Annotated in this window: 24 protein-coding genes; 16 read left to right on the top strand and 8 right to left on the bottom strand. The window is 65.9% G+C overall.

The annotated features are described in order from the left end of the window. The first annotated feature begins 104 nt into the window (after positions 1 to 104). The 6 genes from KGM94_RS03240 (at position 105) to KGM94_RS03215 (ending at position 6558) form a co-directional block, all read left to right on the top strand. Positions 105 to 3245 (top strand): efflux RND transporter permease subunit, encoded by a 3141-nt coding sequence (locus KGM94_RS03240; RefSeq protein WP_300254940.1) that lies wholly within the window; start codon positions 105 to 107, stop codon positions 3243 to 3245. 30 nt (positions 3246 to 3275) lie between these two features. Further along, a complete protein-coding gene (locus KGM94_RS03235; RefSeq protein ID WP_300254938.1) occupies positions 3276 to 3875 on the top strand; it encodes a TetR/AcrR family transcriptional regulator in 600 nt (199 codons plus the stop codon). Between the two features lie 141 nt (positions 3876 to 4016). Continuing rightward, on the top strand, positions 4017 to 4640 hold the full coding sequence (locus tag KGM94_RS03230) for a flavin reductase family protein (protein WP_300254936.1): 624 nt from the start codon (positions 4017 to 4019) through the stop codon (positions 4638 to 4640). 82 nt (positions 4641 to 4722) lie between these two features. Then, positions 4723 to 5133, top strand: a complete 411-nt coding sequence (locus tag KGM94_RS03225) for an acyl-CoA thioesterase (protein ID WP_300254934.1) — start codon at positions 4723 to 4725, stop codon at positions 5131 to 5133. Positions 5134 to 5311: 178 nt separating this feature from the next. Further along, positions 5312 to 5503, top strand: a complete 192-nt coding sequence (locus tag KGM94_RS03220) for a hypothetical protein (protein ID WP_300254932.1) — start codon at positions 5312 to 5314, stop codon at positions 5501 to 5503. A gap of 206 nt (positions 5504 to 5709) precedes the next feature. Further along, entirely contained in the window at positions 5710 to 6558 is an 849-nt protein-coding gene (locus KGM94_RS03215; RefSeq protein WP_300254930.1) for a DeoR/GlpR family DNA-binding transcription regulator, read from the top strand. 19 nt (positions 6559 to 6577) lie between these two features. On the opposite strand, the gene KGM94_RS03210 is transcribed toward KGM94_RS03215, so the two are convergent. Both KGM94_RS03210 and KGM94_RS03205 read right to left on the bottom strand, forming a co-directional pair. Then, positions 6578 to 7000, bottom strand: coding sequence for a type II toxin-antitoxin system VapC family toxin (locus KGM94_RS03210; protein WP_300254928.1), 423 nt, complete (start codon positions 6998 to 7000; stop codon positions 6578 to 6580). Beyond that, positions 6997 to 7272 carry a type II toxin-antitoxin system Phd/YefM family antitoxin gene (locus tag KGM94_RS03205; RefSeq protein ID WP_300254926.1) on the bottom strand — a complete coding sequence of 92 codons (276 nt, stop codon included), beginning with the start codon at positions 7270 to 7272 and terminating at the stop codon, positions 6997 to 6999. Before KGM94_RS03205 ends, KGM94_RS03210 begins: the two co-directional genes overlap by 4 nt. 216 nt (positions 7273 to 7488) lie before the next feature. Between KGM94_RS03205 and glpD the strand changes: the two genes are divergently transcribed. From glpD to KGM94_RS03170, 7 genes are all read left to right on the top strand, one after another. Continuing rightward, positions 7489 to 9030, top strand: coding sequence for a glycerol-3-phosphate dehydrogenase (gene glpD / locus KGM94_RS03200; RefSeq protein WP_300254924.1), 1542 nt, complete (start codon positions 7489 to 7491; stop codon positions 9028 to 9030). Continuing rightward, the gene (locus KGM94_RS03195) at positions 9027 to 10106 is read left to right on the top strand and encodes an ABC transporter ATP-binding protein (protein ID WP_300254922.1); all 1080 of its coding nucleotides are present in this window, start codon (positions 9027 to 9029) and stop codon (positions 10104 to 10106) included. The genes glpD and KGM94_RS03195 overlap by 4 nt, the downstream gene beginning before the upstream one ends. 12 nt (positions 10107 to 10118) lie before the next feature. Then, complete coding sequence (locus KGM94_RS03190) at positions 10119 to 11204, top strand: ABC transporter ATP-binding protein (protein ID WP_300254921.1); 1086 nt, start codon at positions 10119 to 10121, stop codon at positions 11202 to 11204. Then, the gene (locus tag KGM94_RS03185; protein ID WP_300254919.1) at positions 11204 to 12106 is read left to right on the top strand and encodes a sugar ABC transporter permease; all 903 of its coding nucleotides are present in this window, start codon (positions 11204 to 11206) and stop codon (positions 12104 to 12106) included. The genes KGM94_RS03190 and KGM94_RS03185 overlap by 1 nt, the downstream gene beginning before the upstream one ends. Beyond that, entirely contained in the window at positions 12106 to 12912 is an 807-nt protein-coding gene (locus KGM94_RS03180) for a carbohydrate ABC transporter permease (RefSeq protein ID WP_300254918.1), read from the top strand. Before KGM94_RS03185 ends, KGM94_RS03180 begins: the two co-directional genes overlap by 1 nt. Positions 12913 to 12924: 12 nt before the next feature. Beyond that, entirely contained in the window at positions 12925 to 13254 is a 330-nt protein-coding gene (locus KGM94_RS03175; protein WP_300254916.1) for a DUF2160 domain-containing protein, read from the top strand. A 127-nt stretch (positions 13255 to 13381) separates the two neighbouring features. Continuing rightward, positions 13382 to 15124 (top strand): ABC transporter substrate-binding protein, encoded by a 1743-nt coding sequence (locus KGM94_RS03170; RefSeq protein ID WP_300254989.1) that lies wholly within the window; start codon positions 13382 to 13384, stop codon positions 15122 to 15124. A gap of 184 nt (positions 15125 to 15308) precedes the next feature. Here the strand turns inward: KGM94_RS03170 and KGM94_RS03165 are convergent, their stop codons facing one another. The 4 genes from KGM94_RS03165 to KGM94_RS03150 form a co-directional block, all read right to left on the bottom strand. Next, entirely contained in the window at positions 15309 to 16412 is a 1104-nt protein-coding gene (locus tag KGM94_RS03165) for an alkene reductase (protein WP_300254915.1), read from the bottom strand. A gap of 217 nt (positions 16413 to 16629) precedes the next feature. Then, positions 16630 to 17940, bottom strand: coding sequence for a lytic murein transglycosylase (locus KGM94_RS03160; protein WP_300254913.1), 1311 nt, complete (start codon positions 17938 to 17940; stop codon positions 16630 to 16632). A gap of 29 nt (positions 17941 to 17969) precedes the next feature. Then, a complete protein-coding gene (locus KGM94_RS03155) occupies positions 17970 to 18197 on the bottom strand; it encodes a hypothetical protein (RefSeq protein WP_300254911.1) in 228 nt (75 codons plus the stop codon). A gap of 5 nt (positions 18198 to 18202) precedes the next feature. Beyond that, entirely contained in the window at positions 18203 to 18409 is a 207-nt protein-coding gene (locus tag KGM94_RS03150) for a hypothetical protein (protein WP_300254909.1), read from the bottom strand. Between the two features lie 171 nt (positions 18410 to 18580). Here KGM94_RS03150 and KGM94_RS03145 point away from each other — a divergent pair, with 171 nt between their 5' ends. Then, positions 18581 to 19279, top strand: coding sequence for a hypothetical protein (locus KGM94_RS03145; RefSeq protein WP_300254907.1), 699 nt, complete (start codon positions 18581 to 18583; stop codon positions 19277 to 19279). Between the two features lie 115 nt (positions 19280 to 19394). Then, positions 19395 to 20330: a zinc metalloprotease HtpX gene (gene htpX, locus KGM94_RS03140; protein WP_300254906.1), complete on the top strand. Its 936-nt coding sequence runs from the start codon at positions 19395 to 19397 to the stop codon at positions 20328 to 20330. 72 nt (positions 20331 to 20402) lie between these two features. On the opposite strand, the gene KGM94_RS03135 is transcribed toward htpX, so the two are convergent. Further along, positions 20403 to 20747, bottom strand: a complete 345-nt coding sequence (locus KGM94_RS03135) for a hypothetical protein (protein ID WP_300254904.1) — start codon at positions 20745 to 20747, stop codon at positions 20403 to 20405. Between the two features lie 198 nt (positions 20748 to 20945). On the opposite strand from KGM94_RS03135, the gene KGM94_RS03130 reads away from it, so the two are divergent. Beyond that, positions 20946 to 21239 carry an antibiotic biosynthesis monooxygenase gene (locus tag KGM94_RS03130; RefSeq protein ID WP_300254902.1) on the top strand — a complete coding sequence of 98 codons (294 nt, stop codon included), beginning with the start codon at positions 20946 to 20948 and terminating at the stop codon, positions 21237 to 21239. Between the two features lie 31 nt (positions 21240 to 21270). Here the strand turns inward: KGM94_RS03130 and KGM94_RS03125 are convergent. After that, on the bottom strand, positions 21271 to 22616 hold a 1346-nt coding region (locus KGM94_RS03125; protein ID WP_300254900.1), incomplete at its 5' end, for a short-chain fatty acyl-CoA regulator family protein.

Here is a 22616-nt window from a genome sequence, read left to right as displayed (position 1 = left end):
AAGCGATCCGGCACTGCCCAGCCCCCCGGGTCGCTTCGCTTCCTCGCAATGACGGGTTCTCACGGGGACTGGTCGCGGCAAATGGATCTTCCGGAGAGAGTGCCATGAAGCGCTTCAACCTGTCCGCCTGGGCCGTCAGCCATCCGACGCTGGTGCTGTTCCTGATGCTCGTGCTCGGCGTCGCCGGCTTCTTCTCCTATGAGAAGCTCGGCCGCGCCGAGGATCCGTTCTTCACGGTGAAGGTGGTCAACGTCTCCGTGATGTGGCCGGGCGCGACCGCGCAGGAGATGCAGAGCCAGGTCGCCGATCCCATCGAGAAGAAGCTGCAGGAGCTCCCTTATTTCGAGAAGGTGCAGACCTACTCGAAGCCCGGCTTTGCGGCGATGCAGGTGACCTTCCGCGACTCCACGCCGCCGAAGGAGGTGCCGCATCTGTTCTATCTCCTGCGCAAGAAGCTCGACGACGTCGCGGGCCAGTTGCCCTCCGGCATTCTCGGCCCGGTCGTCAATGACGAGTTCTCCGACGTCGATTCCATCCTCTACATGATGACCGGCGACGGCGCCGACTACGCGCAGTTGAAGAAGACCGCGGAGGGTTTCCGCCAGCGCCTCCTCAAGGTGCCCGGCGTCACCAAGGTCGATCTCTACGGCACCCAGGACGAGCGCATCTTCGTCGAGTTCAGCCACGCGAAGCTCGCGACGCTGGGCATCACGCCGCAGGCGCTGTTCGATTCGCTCGCCAAGCAGAACAACGTCACTCCGGCCGGCACGGTCGAGACCTCCTCGCAGCGTGTGCCGCTGCGCGTCACCGGCGCGCTCGACGGCGCCAAGGCGGTCGCCGAGACGCCGGTCGAGAGCAACGGGCGGGTGTTCCGCCTCGGCGACATCGCGACCGTCACCCACGGCTTCGTCGATCCGCCGAGCTTCAAGGTGCGCCAGGAGGGCAAGCCCGCGATCGGCATCGGCGTCGTCACCGCCAAGGGCGCCAACATCCTCGAGCTCGGCAAGGACGTCGAGAAGGCGACGGGCGAGTTCATGAAGACGGTGCCGCAGGGCATCGATGTCGAAATGATCGCCGACCAGCCCAAGGTGGTCGAGCACGCGGTCGGCGAGTTCGTGCACTCCTTCATGGAGGCGCTCGTCATCGTGCTGTTCGTCTCCTTCCTCGCGCTCGGCTGGCGTACCGGCATCGTGGTCGCGCTCTCGGTGCCGCTGGTGCTCGGCATCGTCTTCATCGTCATGAATGCGATGTCGCTCGATCTGCACCGCATCACGCTCGGCGCCCTGATCATCGCGCTCGGCCTGCTCGTCGACGACGCCATCATCGCGGTCGAGATGATGGTGGTGAAGATGGAGCAGGGCTGGGACCGCGTCCGCGCCGCGTCCTTTGCCTGGGAATCCACCGCATTCCCGATGCTGACCGGCACGCTGGTCACCGCGGCCGGCTTCCTGCCGATCGGCTTTGCCAATTCCGCGGTCGGCGAATATGCCGGCGGCATCTTCTGGATCGTGGCGATCGCTCTGGTGGCGTCCTGGTTCGTGGCGGTGATCTTCACGCCCTATATCGGCGTCAAGCTGCTGCCCGACATGAAGGCGCATCGCAGCCACGGTTCGCATGCGGTCTACGACACGCGGATCTATCGCGGCCTACGCGCCGTCGTGCGGTGGTGCGTCGACCGCCGCATCACGGTGGTGGCGGCGACCGTCGGCGTGTTCGTGGCCGCGATCGTCGGCTTCGGCCACGTGCAGCAGCAGTTCTTCCCGCTGTCGGAGCGGCCCGAGCTGTTCCTGCAGCTCCGCCTGCCGGAGGGCACCGCCTTCAACGTCACCGAGAAGTCGGTGACGCGGGCCGAGGAACTGCTGAAGGACGACAAGGACATCGCGACCTACACCGCCTATGTCGGCCAGGGCTCGCCGCGTTTCTGGCTCGGCCTCAATCCGCAGCTTCCGAACGAGGCCTTCGCCGAGATCGTCATCATCGCCAAGAACGTCGCCGCGCGCGAGCGCATCAAGGCGAAGATCGAGAATGCGGTCGCCGACGGTGCGCTCTCGGAGGCGCGGGTGCGCGTCGATCGCTTCAATTTCGGCCCGCCGGTCGGCTTCCCCGTGCAGTTTCGCGTGATCGGCCCCGACGCCAACAAGGTGCGCGACATCGCCTACCAGGTGCGCGACGTCATGCGGCAGAACCGGAACGTCAAGGACGTGCAGCTCGACTGGAACGAGCAGTCGCCCTACCTGAAGCTCGTCGTCGACCAGGATCGCGCCCGTGCCATGGGCCTGACCCCGCAGGAGGTCTCGCAGGCGCTGGCGATGCTGATCTCGGGCGCGCAGGTGACCACCGTGCGTGACGGCGTCGAGAAGGTCGGCGTGGTCGCCCGCGCCATTCCGTCCGAGCGGCTCGACCTCGCCCATGTCGGCGACCTCACCATCACCTCGCGGGGCGGCGTGGCCGTGCCGCTGCAGCAGATCGCGAAGATCGAATATTCGCATGAGGAGCCGATCCTGTGGCGGCGCAACCGCGACATGGCGATCACGGTGCGCTCGGACGTCGTCGACGGCGTGCAGGCGCCCGACGTCACCAGCCAGATTTCGCCGAAGCTGCAAGGCATCCGCGACCGGCTCGAGCCGGCCTACCGGATCGAGGCGGGCGGCGCGTTCGAGGAATCGGCCAAGGGCAATGCCTCGATCTTCGTCCTCTTCCCGGTGATGGTCATGGTGATGCTGACGCTCCTGATGGTCCAGCTGCAGAGTTTTTCGCGCCTGTTCCTCGTCTTCCTCACCGCGCCGCTCGGCATCGTCGGCGCCTCGTTCGGGCTCAACGTCGCCAACGCGCCGTTCGGCTTCGTGGCGCTGCTCGGTCTGATCGCGCTCGCCGGCATGATCATGCGCAACACGGTCATCCTGGTCGACCAGATCGAGACCGACGTCGCCCACGGCCTGACCCGGCGGGAGGCGATCGTGGAGGCGACCGTCCGCCGTGCCCGCCCGGTGGTGCTCACCGCGCTCGCGGCCATCCTCGCCATGATCCCGCTATCGCGCTCGGCGTTCTGGGGCCCGATGGCGATCACCATCATGGGCGGGTTGTTCGTCGCGACCTTCCTGACGCTATTGTACCTGCCGGGCCTCTATGCCCTGTGGTTCCGCAGGAGTCTGGACGAGGCCGGCGCGGCCCCGCAAGGGGAAGGTGCACCGCAGCATGGGAGCGATACCCAGCTCGCATTTCCGCTTGCTGAGGCGGCGGAATAAATGAACAGTGCGTGGTAACGAGTCCTGACAATGGCGCTGGTTTCCGATCATATCGAAGGCGACACCCGGGAACGGATTCTCGAGGTGGCCGAGCGGCTGTTTCGCCAGATCGGGTACCAGAAGACCACGGTCGGGGACATCGCCAAAGAGCTCCGGATGAGCCCGGCCAACGTCTATCGCTTCTTCGAGTCGAAGAAGGCGATCCATCAGGCCGTGGCGCAAGGCCTGATGAGCGAGGTCGAGCTTGAGGCGCAGCGGATCGTGGCCCTGCCGGGCACGGCGCGCGAGCGTTTTCGGGCGCTTCTGACGACCGTCAACCGCATGAACACCGAGCGCTTCGTCGGCGATTCCAAGCTGCACGAGATGGTCGAGATCGCGATGCAGGAGGACTGGGAGGTCTGCGTCGCCCATATCCACCGTGTGACCGAGACCATTGGCGCGGTGATCGCCCAGGGCGTGGCCTCGGGCGAGTTCGAGGCGCCGGACGTGTCGCTTGCGGCCGTCTGCACCTGCACGGCGATGATCCGCTACTTCCACCCGCAGATGATCGCCCAGGCCGAAAAGAAGCCCGGCCCCTCGATCGATCAGATGGTCGATTTCATCATCGCCGGCCTGTTGCCGCGGACCTGACGCGCGTTCGAATTGTCCCTATAAGCGTAGGTCTCGTAGCCCGGATGGAGCGAAGCGTAATCCGGGATGGTTCGACCTTCCGCGGCTTCCCGGATTACGCTTCGCTCCATCCGGGCTACGAAGAGCAAGAAAGACTCCAGCGTGACCGAAAACGACCTGCACTATTACGAGCCCGCCAAGGGCCACGGCCTCAAGCACGACCCCTTCAACGCCATCATCGCGCCGCGGCCGATCGGCTGGATCTCCTCGCGCGACGCCAAGGGGCACGTCAATCTGGCGCCCTACAGCTTCTTCAACGCGTTCTGCTATCACCCGCCGATCATCGGCTTCTCATCCACGAACTGGAAGGACACGGTGGAGAACATCAAGCAGACGAAGGAGTTCGTCTGGAATCTCGCCACCATGGATCTGGCCCAGCAGATGAACGCGACGGCGGCCCACGTCGCGCCGGAGATCGACGAGTTCGAGATCGCTGGCCTCACCGCCGTGCCCTGCCGGCTCGTCAACGTGCCGCGCGTCGCCGAAAGTCCGGTCGCGTTCGAATGCCGCCTGTCCGACATCATCCGCCTCAAGGGCGCCGACGGCAAGGAGGCGGAAGCCTGGCTGACGCTCGGCGAGGTCGTTGCCGTCCACATCGACAAGGCCTTCATCAAGGACGGCGTCTACCAGACGGGCCTGGCGCGCCCGATCGTGCGCGCCGGCCGGCGCGGGGATTATTTCGAGATCAAGCCGGAGAACATGTTCGAGATGGTCCGGCCGGATTGATCCTGCGATCGGTAGATCGGGAGCCCGGATTGCGCTGCGCTCCATCCGGGCTACAGAACGAAAATCTGCGAGCGAGAAACGCATGAGCGAGCAAGCCAACACCGGGCCGGACGGCGATCTCTGCATCCGCACGCTGGCGATGCCCGCCGACACCAACGCCAACGGCGACATCTTCGGCGGCTGGCTGCTCAGCCAGATGGATGTCGGCGGCGGCGTGTTCGCCTCCAAGGTCGCTAAGTCGCGCACCGTGACGGTCGCAATCGAGGCGATGAATTTTCGCAAGGCGGTCTATGTCGGCGATCTCGTCTCGGTCTACGCCAGCCTCGTGCGGATGGGGCGCACCTCGATGACCGTGCATCTCGAAGCCTGGGCGCTGCGCCGCAAGGAACTCGAGCCGATCCTGGTGACCGACGGCAACTTCACCTATGTCTCGATCGACGATCAGGGCCGCCCGCAGGCGATCACGCCGGGCACGCCGCCGATTCCGGCCTGATTCCGCCCGCCCCCGCGGCGACACGATTTCGTCATTCGGCGTCCGATGCCGACGCATTCCCGAAACAATCGCTTCAAAATGCTGACGCGGACGAGGGGCATAAGCCCGGTGTTCTGCGAGGAACGATTCGTATTCGACTCGCGTTATATGGCCCGCAAGAGGGGATTGAGGAAACGCAATGCCGGACAGCTACGTCATTGAAGTCGATTCGCAGACTGCAGGAATCGTGGTTCGCAACACCGGAGGCTACCTCTTCTTCGCCTCCTCCCGCCGCTTCGACAGGCTGGAAGGCCGGCTCTTCCGCAACGCACGCGAGGCGGAGCGCGCGGCGCGCCGGCTGGTCAGCGGCGAGGTGCGGGCGGCCGCCTGATTGGCGCTCCGGCCGCGTCGAGCCCCACGTGTGTCATTCCAGCGCGTGCGAGCGCGAACCCGGAATGACACGAAGGTTGCGATCACGGCTTCGTGGCCGATCTTGTCGAGCGCGCCTGCCGCACCGCCGTTAACTTTACTCCGCTCTCTCGTTGACCTCGGCGGCGAACCGCCGCACCATGGACCGCTCCGAGCCAAGGTGCCGACGTGACCGGACTGACCCATCGCCAAGCCGAAATCCTCAACATCGCCCGCGCTTCCGGCCGCGTGATGGTGGAGGAGCTGGCGCGGCGCTTCGAGGTTTCGGCGCAGACCATCCGCAAGGATCTCAACGATCTCTGCGAGCGCCGCTCGCTGACCCGCATCCATGGCGGCGCGATCATCGCTTCCGGCGTCGAGAATCTCGCCTATGAGGCGCGGCGCTTCGTAGCGGCCGACGAGAAGAAGGCGATCGGGGCGGCGGCAGCCTCCCTGATCCCGAACGGCTGCTCGCTGTTCATCAACATCGGCACCACGACGGAGGAGGTCGCGAGCGCGCTCACCTCGCACGAAGACCTGCTCGTCATCACCAACAACCTCAACGTCGCGATGCTGCTCTACCGCCATCCCCGCATCGAGGTGGTGGTGGCCGGCGGCACGGTGCGGCGCGCCGACGGCGCCGTGGTCGGCTCGACCGCGACGCAGCTGATCGGGCAGTTCAAGGTCGACTACGCCATCATCGGCGCGTCCGCGATCGACGAGGAGGGGGCGCTCTTGGATTTCGACTATCGCGAGGTGCAGGTGGCGCAGGCCATCATCGCCAATGCCCGCAGCGTCATGCTGGTCGCCGACTCGACCAAGCTTCGCCGCAGCGCGCCGGTGCGCATCGCCCATATGAGCCAGATCCAGACCTTCGTTACCGACCAGGCGCTGCCCGAGCGCCTCGCCTCGATCTGCCACAGCAAGGGCATCGAGGTGGTCGAGGCGATGCCGAAGGTCGAGGGCGAGGACGATGCCGCGCCGGAGCGGGTGCAGGATGCGGCGCCCGAAGCTGCGTCGGTGGTGCGGCTGAGATAGGGGCTGGCCCAGCCGCTGCTTAGCCCTTCCATGGATCGAGCAGGGACACTCCGAATGGCGCAAAATCTCTCACGTTGCGCGTGACCAGCGTGAGATCGTTCGCAAGTGCGGTTGCCGCAAACAAACCGTCCATCGCCGACAGCGCCGTGCCGCTGCGCCGGCTCTGCGCCATCAGGTCGCCCCAGCGCTCCGCCACCGCCCGATCCATCGTCAGGATGCGCCCGGCGAAGCGCACCGGAAGATCGTCGGCGAGCCAATCGGCGAGTGTGTCGCGGCGGCGGCCGCCGTCCATCAGGGCGATGCCGCGCTTGAGCTCGGCGATCGAGGCGACGCTGATGAAGACGCGGTCCTCATCGACCGCATCGAGCCAGCCGAGCACTCTTGCGTCGGGCGCCGGCCGCTGCACCTCCGACAACACGTTGGTGTCCAGCAGGTAGTTCACAGCGCGTCGTCGCGCGGCGCGTCGCGCTGGCGCTCCAGCTCGAGATCGGCGCCACGCAGGGGCGAAGCGAGCAGGAATTCGGCGAGCGTGCCCTTGCGCACGGTCTTGCGCGCCCACTCCTCGGCCGAGACGATCACCGCGCTGGGCTTGCCGTTGCGCGTGATGGTTTGCGGGCCGTCCTGGGCGCGATCGACCACCTCCGATAGCCGCGCCTTGGCAGTCGCGAGCGTCCAGGTGCCTGCTGCAGGTGGTGTTTTGTCCGGCTTTGCCATGCGCAATACCTATGTGACCAATGTGACTATTTTGACCATATTGCGTTTACGAGCCTCCCGGCAACGGGACCGGTCTCATCGGTCCGTACAAAAATGACCTCACGAAAAGTCACATTTTCGTTTTCTTTCACCTTGCTTTCGTTTTGCGTTCTGTTTTAATCCAAAAGCGAAAGTCAAATCGCCCAAACGAATGGGCGATCGCCGGGGGAAGCGTTTTTGGAGCGGATTTTCGACCTCGCCATCATCGGAGGCGGCGTTAACGGCTGCGGCATCGCGCGCGATGCGGTCGGGCGCGGCAACACGGTTTTCCTCTGTGAAATGAACGATCTGGCGAGCGGGACCTCATCCTGGTCGACCAAGCTCGTGCATGGCGGGCTGCGCTATCTCGAATATTATGAGTTCCGCCTGGTCCGCGAGGCTCTGATCGAGCGCGAGATCCTCTGGGGCATCGCGCCCCACATCATCCACCCCTTGCGTTTCGTCCTGCCGCACCATGCGGGCCTGCGCCCGGCCTGGCTGCTGCGGCTCGGCCTCTTCCTCTACGACCATATCGGCGGCCGTCATCTGCTGCCGGCGACGCGCTCGGTCGACCTCACCAGGGATGAGGTCGGACGCCCGCTGATCCCGAACCGCTACACCCGCGCCTTCGAATATTCCGACTGCTTCGTCGACGATGCCCGGCTCGTCGTTCTCAACGCGCGCGATGCCGCCGACAAGGGCGCCGAGATCCGCACCCGCACCCGCGCCGTCGAGCTCCGGCAGGCCGATGGTCTCTGGCACGTCACGACGCTGAACACCCTGACCGGCGAGCGCGCGACCATCCAGGCGCGCACGCTGATCAACGCCGGCGGCCCCTGGGTCGAGGACGTGCTGGCGCGCGGCGCCGGCGTCAACGCCAGGGCCAAGGTCCGCCTGGTACAGGGCTCGCACATCGTGGTGAGGAAGCTCTACGACCACGACCGCGCCTACATGTTCCAGAACGCGGACGGCCGCATCATCTTCGTCATTCCCTATCAGGACGATTTCACGCTGATCGGCACCACCGACCGCGACTATGACGGCGATCCCGCCAAGGTGAAGGCAACGACGGAGGAGATCGAATATCTCTGCGCGGCGGCGAGCGAATATCTGGCCAAGCCGGTCAAGCCCGACGAGGTGGTGTGGACCTATTCCGGCGTGCGGCCGCTCTATGACGACGGTGCGAGCGAGGCCAAGGCCGCGACCCGCGACTACGTCTTCGAGCTCGACACGCCCGGTGGCGCGCCGCTGCTGTCGATCTACGGCGGCAAGATCACGACCTACCGGCGGCTCGCCGAGGAGGCGCTGGAACGGCTGGCGCCTTACCTGCGCAGCGCCAAGGCGCGCGAGGGCTGGACCGGCAAATGGCCGCTGCCCGGCGGCGACATGGACGTCTCCGCGGTCGATGCGCTCGTCGCCGAGCTCAAGCGCGGCTATCCCTTCCTCAGCCACGAACATGCGCGGCGGCTGGCGCGCGCCTACGGCACCCGCGCCGTCAAGCTGCTGGGCGAGGCGAAATCGGCAGCCGATCTGGGCCAGTCCTTCGGCGCCACGCTGACCGAGCGCGAGGTTCGCTACCTCATGGCCCATGAGTGGGCCGTGAGCGCCGAGGACATCGTCTGGCGCCGCTCCAAGCTCGGCTTGAGACTCTCCGCCGATCAGATCGCCGCACTCGACGGCTGGATTGCGACCCATGGCATGCAGCAAAGTCCCCTGCTCGAAGCAGGAGGACGTTCATGACCGTGACCCTCGATCACGTAAGCCGCGAGGTCGACGGCGTCCCGCATATCACGGACGTCTGGCTCACGCTCGAACGCGGCACCCTCAACGTGCTGCTCGGCCCGACGCTGTCGGGCAAGACCTCGATCATGCGGCTGCTCGCCGGCCTCGACAAGCCGACGTCCGGCAAGGTGCTCGTCGACGGCAGGGACGTCACCGGCATCGACGTGCGGCAGCGCTCGGTTGCCATGGTCTACCAGCAGTTCATCAATTATCCCTCGCTCACCGTCTATGAGAACATTGCTTCGCCGCTGCGCGTGCAGGGCCGGCCGCGCGAGGAGATCGAGACGCGGGTGGCGGAGGCCGCAAGACTGTTGCGGCTGGAGCCGTTCCTCAAGCGCACGCCGCTGCAGCTCTCCGGCGGCCAGCAGCAGCGCACCGCGATCGCGCGCGCGCTGGTGAAGGGCGCCGACCTCGTGCTGCTCGACGAGCCGCTCGCCAACCTCGACTACAAGCTGCGCGAGGAGCTGCGCGCCGAGCTGCCGCGTATCTTCGAGGCCTCCGGCGCGATCTTCGTCTATGCGACGACCGAGCCGACCGAAGCGCTGCTGCTCGGCGGCAACACCGTCTGCATGTGGGAAGGCCAGTCGCTGCAGATGGGCGAGACCGCCAACGTCTATCGCCGCCCCCAGACGCTGCGCGTCGCGCAGGTGTTCTCCGATCCGCCGCTCAACCTCGTCGGCATCGAGAAGAAGAACGGCCAGGTCGCCTATCCCGGCGGCATCGCGGCGCCGGCCTCGGGCCTCTATGCGGGCCTTGCCGACGGCGCCTATCGCGTCGGCTTCCGCGCCCATCAGCTCGGCCTCGCCAACGGCGAGGCGGACCGCCACGCCTTCCACGCCACGGTGACGGTGACGGAGATCACCGGCTCGGAGAGTTTCGTGCACCTGACCCGCAATGGTTCGAACTGGGTCGCGGTGCTGCACGGCGTGCACGAGTTCGAGCCGGGCCAGACGCTCGACGCCGTGCTCGATCCCAACAATGTCTTCGTGTTCGACGCGGCCGACCGACTGGTCGCCGCGCCCGGCCAGTCGTGAGGAGAGCGCGACATGGCCCGCATTGACCTCGTCGATCTCGCCCATTCCTACGGCGGCAACGACGCCGCGCCGGAAAGCTTTGCGCTGAAGCCGGTGACGATGACCTGGCGGCAGGGCGGTGCCTATGCGCTGCTCGGGCCGTCGGGCTGCGGCAAGACCACGCTGCTGAACGTCATCTCCGGCATCATCACGCCCTCGCGCGGAAAAATCCTGTTCGACGGCAACGACATCACGCCGCTGTCGACGCAGAAGCGCAACATCGCCCAGGTATTCCAGTTCCCGGTGATCTACGACACCATGACGGTGGGGCAGAATCTGGCGTTTCCGCTGAAGAACCGCGGCGTGCCGAAGGCGGAGATCGACAAGCGCGTCAGCGAGATCGCGCGGCTGCTCGATCTCGAGCCGTATCTCAACCGCAAGGCGACGCGGCTCACCGCCGACGCCAAGCAGAAGATATCGCTCGGCCGCGGCCTGGTGCGCTCCGACGTCGCGGCCGTGCTGTTCGACGAGCCTCTCACCGTGATCGATCCCGAGCTGAAATGGCAGCTCCGCTCCAAGCTGAAGGCGCTGCATCGCGAGCTCGACCTCACGATGATCTACGTTACCCACGACCAGACCGAGGCGCTGACCTTCGCCGACACCGTGGTGGTGATGCACGACGGCCGCGTGGTGCAGAGCGGCACGCCGGCCGAATTGTTCGACAGGCCGGCGCACACTTTCGTCGGCTACTTCATCGGCTCGCCCGGCATGAACATCCTCGCCGCCGAGGTGAGGGGGCGCGAGGCGCGGATCGACGGTCACGTGATCGGCCTGAAGCGCAGCTATGACGGCCTGCCTTCGGGAGCGAAGATCGAGATCGGCGTGCGGCCGGAATTCGTCGAGGTGGCGCAGCCCGCGCCCGGCCTGCTCTCGGTACGGATCGAGCGAATCGACGATCTCGGCCGCATCCGCTTCGCGCGTGTTCGTGTCGGCGACGTCAAGCTCGCCGCCAGGGTGCCGGCCGGCTTCACCGTCTCCGACGGGACGGCCGCGCTGAAGTTCGATCCGTCGCACGTTCACGTCTATGCCGACAGCCGTCTGGTCGAGGGAGCCGCCTGATGGACAAGACCGTCAACCAGAAGGCCTGGTTCCTGGTGCTGCCGGTATTCTTGGTGGTGGCGTTCTCGGCGGTGCTGCCGCTGATGACGGTGGTCAACTATTCGATGCAGGACACCTTCGGCAACAACCAGTTCTTCTGGAACGGGGTGGGCTGGTTCAAGGAACTGCTCGACCCCTCGACCGATCTCGGCGGGCGATTCCTGGCTTCCCTCGGCCGCAACCTGTTCTTCTCCTTCGTCATCCTTGCGATCGAGGTGCCGCTCGGCATCGTCATCGCGCTGTCGATGCCGCGCCAGGGCTGGCAGGTCGCGGCCTGCCTCGTCATCCTGGCGCTGCCGCTGCTGATTCCGTGGAACGTGGTCGGCACGATCTGGCAGATCTTCGGCCGGCCCGATATCGGGCTGCTCGGCTATGTGCTCAACGGCATCGGGCTCAATTACAATTACGTCTCCAACGATCTCGACGCCTGGGTCACCGTCATCGTGATGGACGTCTGGCACTGGACGAGCCTCGTCGCGCTGCTCTGCTACGCCGGCCTGAAGTCGATCCCGGAGGCCTATTACCAGGCGGCGCAGATCGACGGCGCCTCGCGCTGGGCGGTGTTCAAGGCGATCCAGCTGCCGAAGATGAACCGCGTGCTGCTGATCGCGGTGCTGCTCCGCTTCATGGACTCCTTCATGATCTACACGGAGCCGTTCGTCGTCACCGGCGGCGGTCCGGGCAATTCCACCACCTTCATCTCGATCGAGCTCGTCAAGATCGCGCTCGGCCAGTTCGACCTCGGCAAGGCCGCAGCGCTCTCGCTGGTCTACAATCTCATCATCCTGATCGTGTGCTGGATCTTCTACACCGTCATGACCAATGCCGGAGCCGAGCGCCGGCCTGCGGAAGGAGGCGCGTGATGCATTCGATCCCCGGCCGCCGCATCATCATCTCGCTGTTCCTGATCTTCCTGCTGTTGCCGATCTACTGGCTCGTCAACATGAGCTTCAAGACCAACAGCGAGATCGTCTCGACCATGACGCTGTGGCCGCATACGCCGACGCTGCAGCACTACCGCCGCATCTTCAGCGACGAGAGCTGGTATTCCGGCTACATCAACTCGCTGGAATACGTCGTGCTCAACACCATCATCTCGATCTCGGTGGCGCTGCCGGCGGCCTACGCCTTCTCGCGCTACCGCTTCCTCGGCGACAAGCACCTGTTCTTCTGGCTGCTGTCGAACCGCATGGCGCCGGCCGCGGTCTACGCGCTGCCGTTCTTCAATCTCTATTCGGCGATCGGCCTGTTCGATACGCCCTGGGCGGTGGCGCTCGCGCACTGCATCTTCAACGTGCCGCTGGCGGTGTGGATCCTCGAAGGCTTCGTCTCCGGCGTGCCGCGCGAGATCGACGAGACCGCCTTCCTCGACGGCTATTCGTTCCCGCGCTTCTTCATGAAGATACTGATTCCGCTGATCGCCAGCGGCATCGGCGTCGCCGCGTTCTTCTGCTTCATGTTCTCCTGGGTCGAGTTGTTGCTCGCGCGCACGCTGACCTCGGTGCAGGCCAAGCCGATCGCGGCCATCATGACGCGCACGGTCTCCGCCGCCGGTATGGACTGGGGACTGCTCGCCGCCGCCGGTGTGCTCACCATCATCCCGGGCGCGCTCGTGATCTGGTTCGTCCGCAACTACATCGCGCGCGGTTTCGCGCTCGGCCGGGTGTAACGGAGGCATCTCATGGAAAGCATCGCATGGATGGCCTGGACGCTGCCGACCGCGATCTTCTTCGCGAGCCTCGCCTGCACGCTCGCGGTCATGACGTGGCTTGGCGTCGCCTATCCCGAGGCCGAGCGCGTCGGCGTGTTGCGCATCCCGACGACGCGCGGCGACCGCCTCTTCATCTCGCTGATATCAGCCGCCGTGATCCATCTGTTGTGGATCGGCCTCGTCGGCACCGACGCGATCGCGACGCTGCCGATCGGGGAGGAGGGTTTCGAAATTTCGAGCCTGTGGCTCGCAAGCGGAATTTCGCTGGTCATGGCCGTGGCGGTTTTCCGCACGGTCTGAAGCTCGCGAATACCACCAGATCCGGGATCAACCCGGACCTGTCTGAGGTTTGTCGCTGCAACGGAGGAACAACATGCGACAGTTTAGGAGAAGGAAAGGTCCATTGACCAAGACGAACTTTCTGACCATGTCCAGCGCCGCCGCGCTCGCCGCGGTGTCCCTGACCCTCTCGGCGCCGGTTCGCGCCGCCGACGATGCCGTGATCCAGAAGTGGGTCGCGGAATTCCAGCCCTCGACCCTGTCGAAGGAGGACCAGAAGAAAGAGCTGCAGTGGTTCGCCAAGGCCGCCGAGCCCTTCAAGGGCATGGAGATCAACGTGGTGTCGGAAACGATCACGACCCACGAATACGAGTCGCAGACGCTGGCGAAGGCGTTCTCCGAGCTCACCGGCATCAAGCTCAAGCACGACATCATCCAGGAAGGTGACGTCGTCGAGAAGCTGCAGACCCAGATGCAGTCCGGCAAGAACGTCTATGACGGCTGGATCAACGACAGCGATCTGATCGGCACCCACTTCCGCTACGGCCAGACCATTGCGCTGTCCGACTACATGACGGGCGAGGGCAAGGACGTCACCGATCCCATGCTCGACGTCAACGACTTCATCGGCAAGTCGTTTGGTACGGCGCCGGACGGCAAGCTCTACCAGCTTCCCGACCAGCAGTTCGCCAACCTCTACTGGTTCCGCTACGACTGGTTCACCAATCCCGACTACAAGGCCAAGTTCAAGGCCAAGTACGGCTACGAGCTCGGCGTGCCCGTGAACTGGTCGGCCTATGAGGACATCGCCGAGTTCTTCACCAACGACATCAAGGAGATCAACGGCGTCAAGGTCTACGGCCATATGGACTATGGCAAGAAGGACCCCTCGCTCGGATGGCGCTTCACCGATGCCTGGCTCTCGATGGCCGGCAATGGCGACAAGGGCATTCCGAACGGCCTGCCGGTCGACGAATGGGGCATCCGCATGGAAGGCTGCCGTCCGGTCGGCTCGTCGGTGGAGCGCGGCGGCGATACCAACGGTCCCGCCTCGGTCTACGCCATCACCAAGTATCTCGATTGGCTGAAGAAGTATGCCCCGCCGCAGGCCCAGGGCATGACCTTCTCCGAATCGGGTCCGGTGCCGGCGCAGGGCAACATCGCCCAGCAGATCTTCTGGTACACCGCCTTCACCGCCGACATGGTGAAGCCGGGCATCGCCGTGATGAACGCCGACGGCACGCCGAAGTGGCGCATGGCCCCGTCGCCGCACGGCGCATACTGGAGGGACGGCATGAAGCTCGGCTATCAGGACGCGGGTTCGCTCACGCTCTTGAAGTCGACCCCGCCGGATCGCCGCAAGGCGGCCTGGCTCTACCTGCAGTTCATCGTCTCCAAGTCGGTGTCCTTGAAGAAGAGCCATGTCGGTCTCACCTTCATCCGTGAATCCGACATCTGGGACAAGTCGTTCACCGAGCGTGCGCCCAAGCTCGGCGGCCTGATCGAGTTCTACCGCTCGCCCGCGCGCGTGCAGTGGACCCCGACCGGCAACAACGTGCCTGACTATCCGAAGCTCGCGCAGCTCTGGTGGCAGAACATCGGCGATGCCTCGTCCGGCGCCAAGACGGCGCAGGCCGCGATGGACTCGCTCGCTGCCGCACAGGACTCGGTGCTCGAGCGTCTGGAGAAGTCGGGCGTGCAGGGTGCCTGCGGTCCGAAGCTCAACAAGAAGGAGAAGCCGGAGTACTGGTTCGCGAAGGCCGAGAAGGACGGTCACATCGCGCCCCAGCGCAAGCTCGCCAACGAGAAGCCGAAGGGCGAGACGGTCGACTACGACACGCTGATCAAGTCGTGGCCGGCCACCCCGCCCAAGCGCGCGGAAGCGAAGTAAGCCTCGCGTCGTCCCCCAACTGCGAAAGGCCGGGAGCAATCCCGGCCTTTTTTCTTTTCACTGACGCTGCGGCATCGTCATTGCGAGGAGCGTTAGCGACGAAGCAATCCAGACTGTTTCCTCGGACGCATTTCTGGATTGCTTCGCTCCGCTCGCAATGAGGCGTGGCGGGGGCGAGTGCTCCTTACTCCACAGGCTCCGCCTTCGCCAGGGTCGGGTAGTCCGTATAGCCCTTGGCGCCGCCGCCGTAGAAGGTGTTCTTGTCCCAGGGATTGAGCGTCGCGCCCGTCTTCAGCCGTTCGACCAGGTCTGGGTTGGAGATGAAGGCCTTGCCGAACGCGATCAGGTCAGCGGCGCCCGCCTCCAGCACCTGGTTCGCCAGCGCGAGATCGTAGCCGTTGTTCGCCATATAGGCGCCGGAGAAGCGCTTGCGCAGGCTCGCATAGTCGAACGGAGCGTTGTCGCGCGGGCCGCCGGTGGCGCCCTCGATGACGTGGATGTAGACGAGCTTCAGCGCGTTGAGCTGATCTACGATGTGGTCGAACAACGGCTGCGGATTGGAATCCGAGATATCGTTGGCCGGCGTCACCGGCGAGATGCGGATGCCGGTGCGGTCGGCGCCGGCTTCGGCCGCAACCGCCTTGGCGACCTCCAGCATCAGCCGCGCGCGGTTTTCGATCGAGCCGCCATAGGCGTCGGTGCGCTTGTTGGCGCCGTCTTTCGCGAACTGGTCGAGCAGATAGCCGTTGGCGCCGTGAATCTCGACCCCGTCGAAGCCGGCCGCGATCGCGTTGGCGGCGGCGCGCTTGAAGTCGTCGATGATGCCGGGAAGTTCCGCAAGCTCCAGCGCCCGCGGCTCGGAGACGTCGGCAAAGGTGCCGTTGACGAAGGTCTTGCCCCTGGCGCGGATCGCGCTCGGTGCGACCGGCGCGGCGCCGTTCGCCTGCAGCGCAACGTGGGAGATGCGGCCGACATGCCAGAGCTGGATGAAGATGCGCCCCTCCCGCTCGTGCACGCGATCGGTGACCTTGCGCCAGCCGGCGACCTGGTCCCTGGAGTAGATGCCGGGCGTGTCCTGGTAGCCCTGGCCCTGCTGCGAGACTTGGCTCGCCTCGGTGATGAGGAGGCCCGCGGAGGCGCGCTGTCCATAATATTCGGCGGCGAGCGGGCCCGGCACGAGGCCGGCGGGCACGGCGCGGTTGCGCGTCAAGGGCGCCATCGCCACGCGGTTCGCCAGCGTGATCGGACCGAGCTTGTAGGGCTCGAAGAGTTTAGTCGGTCGGCTCATGTCGGGGATTCTTTCAGGCAGTGAGAGGTGAGGGGAGAGTTGTGCATTGCCGCCATCGGTGCAAGGCGCAAGCCATTCCGAACGTGCAGGCGAGCTCCGCGCGATACCTCCAGAGGATATTTATGGCGCAGTTGGCACGTGCGGCAGCGGGTTTGATCTATCGCGGGCTCGACTCTTGGACCCTTGTCCCGAGGAGCGCGGAACGCCGAACGATCCTCTACCGCACCATCCCGCCCGGCTGCGCCTGCGCGGTGCCGCCGCGCATGCGGGCGAGCAGTTCGGCGGTCGGCCAGGAATCGGCCGGCAGTCCGAACTTGACCTGCATCGCCTTCACCGCGGTGCGGCTCTGCTGGCCGAGCACGCCGTCGATCTTGCCGACGTTGAAGCCGGCCCGCACCAGGAGCTGCTGCAACTCCTTCAGCTCGTTGAACGGCAGTTGCGCCACCGGCTGGGCGGGTTTGCGCATCGGTGCTGCGCCCGCAATGCGCGAGGCGAGATAGCCGGCCGTGGTCGAATAGATCAGCGAGTTGTTCCATTCGGTGTAGGCTGCGAAATTCGCATACGCCATGAAGGCCGGTCCGGACCTGCCCATCGGCAGCAGCACGGACGCGGCGAGATTGTCGCTCGGCAGCGCGCGGCCGTCGGGATAGGTGACGCCGAGCTGCACCCATTTCGAGCGCGGCTGCTTGACCGTGAGGTCGGCCTGCTCCCAGGGGAAATTCGTAGGCACCCTGATCTCTTCCAGCCACGGTTCGCCGCGCCGCCACTTCAATCCGGTGGCGATGTAGTTGGCGGTCGAGCCGATCACGTCGGGACCGCTGCGCAACAAGTCGCGCCGCCCGTCACCGTCATAGTCGACGGCGTAGTTGACGTAGTGCGTCGGCAAGAATTGCGTCTGCCCGAGCTCGCCGGCCCAGGAGCCGATCATTTCGCCGGGATGAAGATCGCCGCGGTCGATCACCTTCAGCGCGGCGATGGTCTCGCCCACGAACATCTCCGAGCGGCGGCAGTCATAGGCGAGCGAGACCAGCGATTTCAGCGTCGGCAGATTGCCCATGTTGGCGCCGAAATCGCTCTCCAGTCCCCAGAACGCGGCGATCACCGCCGGCGGCACGCCAAACTCCTTCTCGGCGCGCGCGAAGGCTGCGGCGTAGGTCTTGATGTGCCGCTGGCCCTGCTGCATGCGATACGGTGCGGCCATACGGCCGGCGAACTCGGTGAAGATCTGGCCGAACACGCGCTGGCCGCGGTCGCGGTTGACGATGCCCTGGTCGTAGACGAGGTAGGGCGAGGTCTCCGCGATCGTGCGCTGCGACACCCCGGCCGCGACCGCCTGCTGCTTCAGTTCGGAAAGAAAGCGGTCGAAGCTCGCGCCGTTGTGGCACGACGCCGCGCGCGGCGACGGTGCGGCGGCCTTTGGCGCGGCCGGCTTGCCGGGCGGCGGCAGCAACTGGGCAGAGGCGGCGGAGGCGAGGGAGGCCGCAATCGTCGTGATTGCAACCTTGAGACCAAAACGGCTGATCGGCATTGGAATCTCTGGTGCTGGTCGGGCGCGCGCTATGCCGCGAGGACGGCTCGTCTCACGGACTGCGGCAAGGCCACGGTGCGGAAGAAGGCCTTCGGATAGAGGTAGTCCTCGCCTGACTCATCCACGATCCGCAGCATGTCGTGCTTTTCGGCGGAGGGATCGCGCAGGGCGACGTAGATTTTGCGCTTCTCGAGAGAGGCCGCATAGCCCTCGTTTTCCACGCAAACCACCAGTTGCTTGCCTCGTGTCTTCGTCATGATGTTCAAAGCAGGTGTTTGATCTTGAATTCCTTGCGGCCGATCCCGGCAGCCTCATACCAATGTATCTCAGCAAGATGGATCGAGCCATCAGATAATCGCACGCGGGCGATCCCCTTGCGCTTCCGCCAGCGTCCGCGTCCGTAGATCCGACGTAGCCGCGCAAGCTCGCGAATGCCCGATCCGCTGGCAAAGGTTTCGACCTCGGTCATTTCGCCGAGAATCTAGAATTGCATGGATTGATCGTGCCGGGCGCGCAGGTCGGGGTCAATAGAGACGCCCCAGGAGGCGCCACCCGCCGCCTCCGATAAAGAGGCGCTTACGCGGTCCGCCGCCGCTCGCTAGACTGACGGGTGCGGGTGTCTATTGAGGGGATGTCCCCAATGAGCCTTTTTGGCCAGCAAAAGCCGCCGCCGCCGGACGATGTGCTCGATGTTGCCGCCGGGCCCGATGCGCTGTTGCAGGGTCTCGACCGGGCCGCGACGCGCTATCTCGAAAAGACCGACCGTGGCGAGCTCGTCTATCCCGCCTGCACGCGGGCACCGGATGCCGCCGGCGGCGGTGCCCGGGCGATCTGGCGCGACACGCGGCTGGAGGCGCTGCGCTATCTCGCCCTGATCCCGGGGCGCGAGTCCGCGCTGCTCGTCTCCCCGTCGCGTCAGGCCGAGATGATCGAGGGCTTCTTGCGCCTGAAGCCGCACGACGACATCGTGATCGATTTCACCGGCCGCGCCGCCGACGACGTCGCCATCGCCATTGTCGCCGGCCTGAACTGGTTGAATCATTGCGCCGGCCTCGCAAAGGTCGACCGCGCCAGGGTCACCGGCATCCTGCGCAACTTCCGCAGGGTGGTGGTGGTGGCGGAACGCTGGTGGGCGACGGAGGGCGCGGCAGCGCGCTGCGCGGAGATGCTGGCCGCGCACGAATATCCGCCGTTGATGCTGCACCTGGTCTGGTTCGAATACACCCAGCTTGCCAAGGAGATTGCATCGGCCGTGGCGTTCCCGAGCGAAGCCGTGCGCGCGGGCGATGCCTGGTCCCGTTTCCGGGTGGCGCGCGATCCCGAGGAATTGACGACGTAGTCCCCTCACCGGCGCGGCGCCGCGACGCGGGCCGCACCCCTTGCGGCGCCGGGGGCGGGATGACTAGCTGAACCGTGCGGCAGAGGCCTTCCTCCACGGCAATCGGGACGTCGCCATGAATTACCTTCGCACGGCCATCTTTCTCGCAGGCCTCACCGCCCTGTTCATGGGGGTGGGCTATCTCATCGGCGGCGCCTCCGGCGCCATGATCGCGCTTCTGGTCGCGGCGGCGACCAACCTGTTCGCCTACTGGAATTCGGACCGCATGGTGCTCGGCATGTACGGCGCCCATGAGGTCGATCGTTCGAGCGCGCCCGAGCTGGTCGGGCTCGTCGCCGAGCTCGCGGGCCGCGCCTCCCTGCCGATGCCACGCGTGTTCCTGATCGACGAGGCGCAGCCCAACGCGTTCGCCACCGGCCGCAACCCCGAGAATGCCGCGGTCGCCGTCACCGTTGGGCTCATGCATCAGCTCAGCCGCGAGGAGCTCGCCGGCGTGCTCGCGCACGAGCTCGCGCATATCAGGAATCACGACACGCTGCTGATGACGATCACCGCCACCGTCGCCGGCGCGATCTCCATGCTGGCGCAGTTCGGCATGTTCTTCGGCGGCCATCGCGGCAACAACAATGGACCCGGCCTCGTCGGCTCGATCCTGATGATGATCTTGGCGCCGCTCGCCGCCATGCTGGTGCAGATGGCGATCAGCCGCACGCGCGAATACGCCGCCGACGATCTCGGCGCGCGCATCGTCGGCCAGCCGATGTGGCTCGCCTCCGCACTGGTGAAGATCGAGAACGCGGCGCATCAGGTGATGAATCCGGAAGCAGAGCGCAACCCGGCGACCGCGCATATGTTCATCATCAATCCGTTGTCGGGCCATGGCGTGGACAGTCTGTTCGCCACCCATCCCTCGACGGAGAACCGCGTCGCGGCGCTGCGCCAGCTCGCGGCCGAGTTCGGCGCCGGCGCGGCTCCCTCGCTCGGCGCCAACGAGAACTATCCACCCGCCAGTCCCTGGGGACGCCCCTCCTCGCGCGGTCCGTGGGGATGATGTCCCGGGAGCGGCGCCCCGGGGTGTGGGAGGCGGCGCGACTGGAAGGAAGTCCGTTCCGACACGCGATGTTTAGCGGGGTTTCTTCCTGGCGGGCTTCGCTCTTGCCGCCGCTGGCCCCGCCGACGGCTTCTTCTCCGGCTCTTGCGCCGCCGATTCGGCTGCCGCGAGCCGCATCGATCTGGCGTAGCTGTCGGCGACGTTGTCGGCCGACATCTGCAGGCGCCGCGCGGCGGCGGTGCCTTGCTCCATGGTGGCCTTCGCCATCCGCTTGTAGCGGTCGCGGACCTCCTTGCCCTTGGCCTTGGCCGCGAGCGCGGTGAACTTGTCGCGCCGCTCCTTGGCGCGGGCCATCAGCCCCGCATGAAGTTGCCTGGCCAATTGCCGGATCACGACGTCCAGGTCGGCATCCGCCATCTCATCGTCCTTTTCGCAAAGTCGCGTCAAATCAGTGCGCGCGACTATGCAGATGCGGCTCGCGCTTGGCAATCGCCGAAGGCCGCCGGCCGGCGTTCATCCAGAACGCGCATTCCGCGCTCCTCAGGATCGAGAACCTGGCGTAGGATCGCGACCGGGGCTCGAGGGCCCTGATCACGCAGCCGGAAGGAGGATCCCATGTATGCCGCCATCCGTCAGGCCAAGGCGAGAAGCGGGACGGCCGAGGAGCTCGCGCGCCGCATCAAGGACGGCGCCGTCCCGATCATCAGCGACGTCGAAGGCTTTCGCGCCTATTACGTCGTCTACGCCGGCGACGACACCGTCACGGCGATCAGCATCTTCGACAAGTTCGAGCAGGCGGAGGAGGCGAACCGGCGCGCGATCGCCTGGATCGAGAAGGACCTCGGCCCGCTGCTCGCGGGCGACGCGAAGGCAGTGGCGGGTCCGGTGATCGTGCATACGCTGGCGTGAGGTCATTTGGGACCGTGTGCCGACCTCTCGCTCACAGCTCGCGCGCATTCGAGAACGCGAACGAGCTCACCCGCCGCGTGGTCTCGTCCAGGATCAAGGTGCGCGTGATCGGGGGCTCGGCGCGCTGCGCGCAGTTCTCGCGCTCGCAGAGCCGGCAATTGACGCCGATCGGCGTGCCTTCCGCCTTCTCCAGGTCGAGGCCTGCGGCATAGACCAGCCGCGCGGCGTGGCGGATCTCGCAGCCGAGGGCGATCGCAAAGCGCGGCTGCGGCAGCGGATGCGGCGCGACGGGCCGGCGCACCATCTGCGCGATCGAGAAATACCGCGTGCCGTCGGGCAGTTCGATCACCTGCTTCAACAGCCGGTCCGGCGTGTCGAATGTCGAATGCACGTTCCAGAGCGGACAGGTGCCGCCGAATTTCGAGAACGGGAAGGTGCCGGAGGAGAAGCGTTTCGAGACGTTGCCGGCATTGTCGACCCTGAGCAGGAAGAACGGGATGCCGCGCGCGTTCGGCCGCGACAGCGTGGTCAGGCGGTGGCAGACCTGCTCGAAGCCGGCATTGAAGCGCTGCCCCAGCACGTGGATGTCGTAGTTGAGGCTCTCCGCCGCTGCGAGGAAGACCGGGTAGGGCATCATCACGGCGGCGGCGAAATAATTGCCGAGCGTGATGCGGAACAGCCGCCGCGGCGTGTCGTCGAGCGGGCCGGCGCGGCTGATGATGGTCTCGAAATGGCCAGCGCATTCGCCGAGCGCGATCTGGAAGGCGAGCTGGAAGGTGCGGCCGGGCAGGTCGACGAGTTCGGAGATCAGGAGCTGGCGGCGATGGCGGTCGAAGCGCCGCAAGGTTTCGCGCATCACGTCGACCGGCATGATACGGGTCGTGACCGAGTGCTTTTCGCGCAGCCGCGCGGCGAGCGCGGCATAGAGCCCCTCGGCCGGCACGTTGAGCTCGTCGCGCAGGTTCTCCGCGGCCTGCTCGAGCTCCGGAAAATAGTTGCGGTTGGCCTCGATCAGTTCGCGCACGCGCTCGACCGGATTGCCCTCGAAGCGCGAGCCGGTGTCGCGGTCGGCCATTTGTGCGGCGGCAAGCGTCTCACCCTGGCGCGCCTCGGTGTAGGCGGCATAGAGCCGCTGCAGGGCGTGCGTCACGCCGGGGCAGAGCTCGGCGAGGTCGCGCAGCTCCTGCTTGGGCACGTCGATCTGGCGAAACAGCGGATCGGAGAAGATTTCGTTCAACTCGGCGAAGAAGCGGTCCTCGTCGGCGGTCGCGAGATCGCGCAAATCGAGGTCGTAGGTCTCCGCGAGGCGCAAGAGGATCTGCGCGGTGACCGGGCGCTGGTTGCGCTCGATCAGGTTGATGTAGCTCGGGGAGATGC

The organism is Bradyrhizobium sp. (genome assembly GCF_028868675.1).
In the GTDB taxonomy this organism is placed as follows: Bacteria; Pseudomonadota; Alphaproteobacteria; order Rhizobiales; family Xanthobacteraceae; genus Bradyrhizobium.
This window is presented reverse-complemented; position numbering and strand designations above follow the sequence as displayed.

Coding starts and splice junctions, on each gene's coding strand:
- KGM94_RS03205 (WP_300254926.1), bottom strand. CDS start 7,272: ATGGCAAAGCCGGACAAAACACCACCTGCAGCAGGCACCTGGACGCTC.
- KGM94_RS03170 (WP_300254989.1), top strand. CDS start 13,382: ATGTCCAGCGCCGCCGCGCTCGCCGCGGTGTCCCTGACCCTCTCGGCG.
- KGM94_RS03185 (WP_300254919.1), top strand. CDS start 11,204: ATGGACAAGACCGTCAACCAGAAGGCCTGGTTCCTGGTGCTGCCGGTA.
- KGM94_RS03220 (WP_300254932.1), top strand. CDS start 5,312: ATGCCGGACAGCTACGTCATTGAAGTCGATTCGCAGACTGCAGGAATC.
- KGM94_RS03195 (WP_300254922.1), top strand. CDS start 9,027: ATGACCGTGACCCTCGATCACGTAAGCCGCGAGGTCGACGGCGTCCCG.
- htpX (WP_300254906.1), top strand. CDS start 19,395: ATGAATTACCTTCGCACGGCCATCTTTCTCGCAGGCCTCACCGCCCTG.
- KGM94_RS03240 (WP_300254940.1), top strand. CDS start 105: ATGAAGCGCTTCAACCTGTCCGCCTGGGCCGTCAGCCATCCGACGCTG.
- KGM94_RS03235 (WP_300254938.1), top strand. CDS start 3,276: ATGGCGCTGGTTTCCGATCATATCGAAGGCGACACCCGGGAACGGATT.
- KGM94_RS03160 (WP_300254913.1), bottom strand. CDS start 17,940: ATGCCGATCAGCCGTTTTGGTCTCAAGGTTGCAATCACGACGATTGCG.
- KGM94_RS03155 (WP_300254911.1), bottom strand. CDS start 18,197: ATGACGAAGACACGAGGCAAGCAACTGGTGGTTTGCGTGGAAAACGAG.
- KGM94_RS03180 (WP_300254918.1), top strand. CDS start 12,106: ATGCATTCGATCCCCGGCCGCCGCATCATCATCTCGCTGTTCCTGATC.
- KGM94_RS03225 (WP_300254934.1), top strand. CDS start 4,723: ATGAGCGAGCAAGCCAACACCGGGCCGGACGGCGATCTCTGCATCCGC.
- KGM94_RS03130 (WP_300254902.1), top strand. CDS start 20,946: ATGTATGCCGCCATCCGTCAGGCCAAGGCGAGAAGCGGGACGGCCGAG.
- KGM94_RS03145 (WP_300254907.1), top strand. CDS start 18,581: ATGAGCCTTTTTGGCCAGCAAAAGCCGCCGCCGCCGGACGATGTGCTC.
- KGM94_RS03135 (WP_300254904.1), bottom strand. CDS start 20,747: ATGGCGGATGCCGACCTGGACGTCGTGATCCGGCAATTGGCCAGGCAA.
- KGM94_RS03190 (WP_300254921.1), top strand. CDS start 10,119: ATGGCCCGCATTGACCTCGTCGATCTCGCCCATTCCTACGGCGGCAAC.
- KGM94_RS03150 (WP_300254909.1), bottom strand. CDS start 18,409: ATGACCGAGGTCGAAACCTTTGCCAGCGGATCGGGCATTCGCGAGCTT.
- KGM94_RS03165 (WP_300254915.1), bottom strand. CDS start 16,412: ATGAGCCGACCGACTAAACTCTTCGAGCCCTACAAGCTCGGTCCGATC.
- KGM94_RS03175 (WP_300254916.1), top strand. CDS start 12,925: ATGGAAAGCATCGCATGGATGGCCTGGACGCTGCCGACCGCGATCTTC.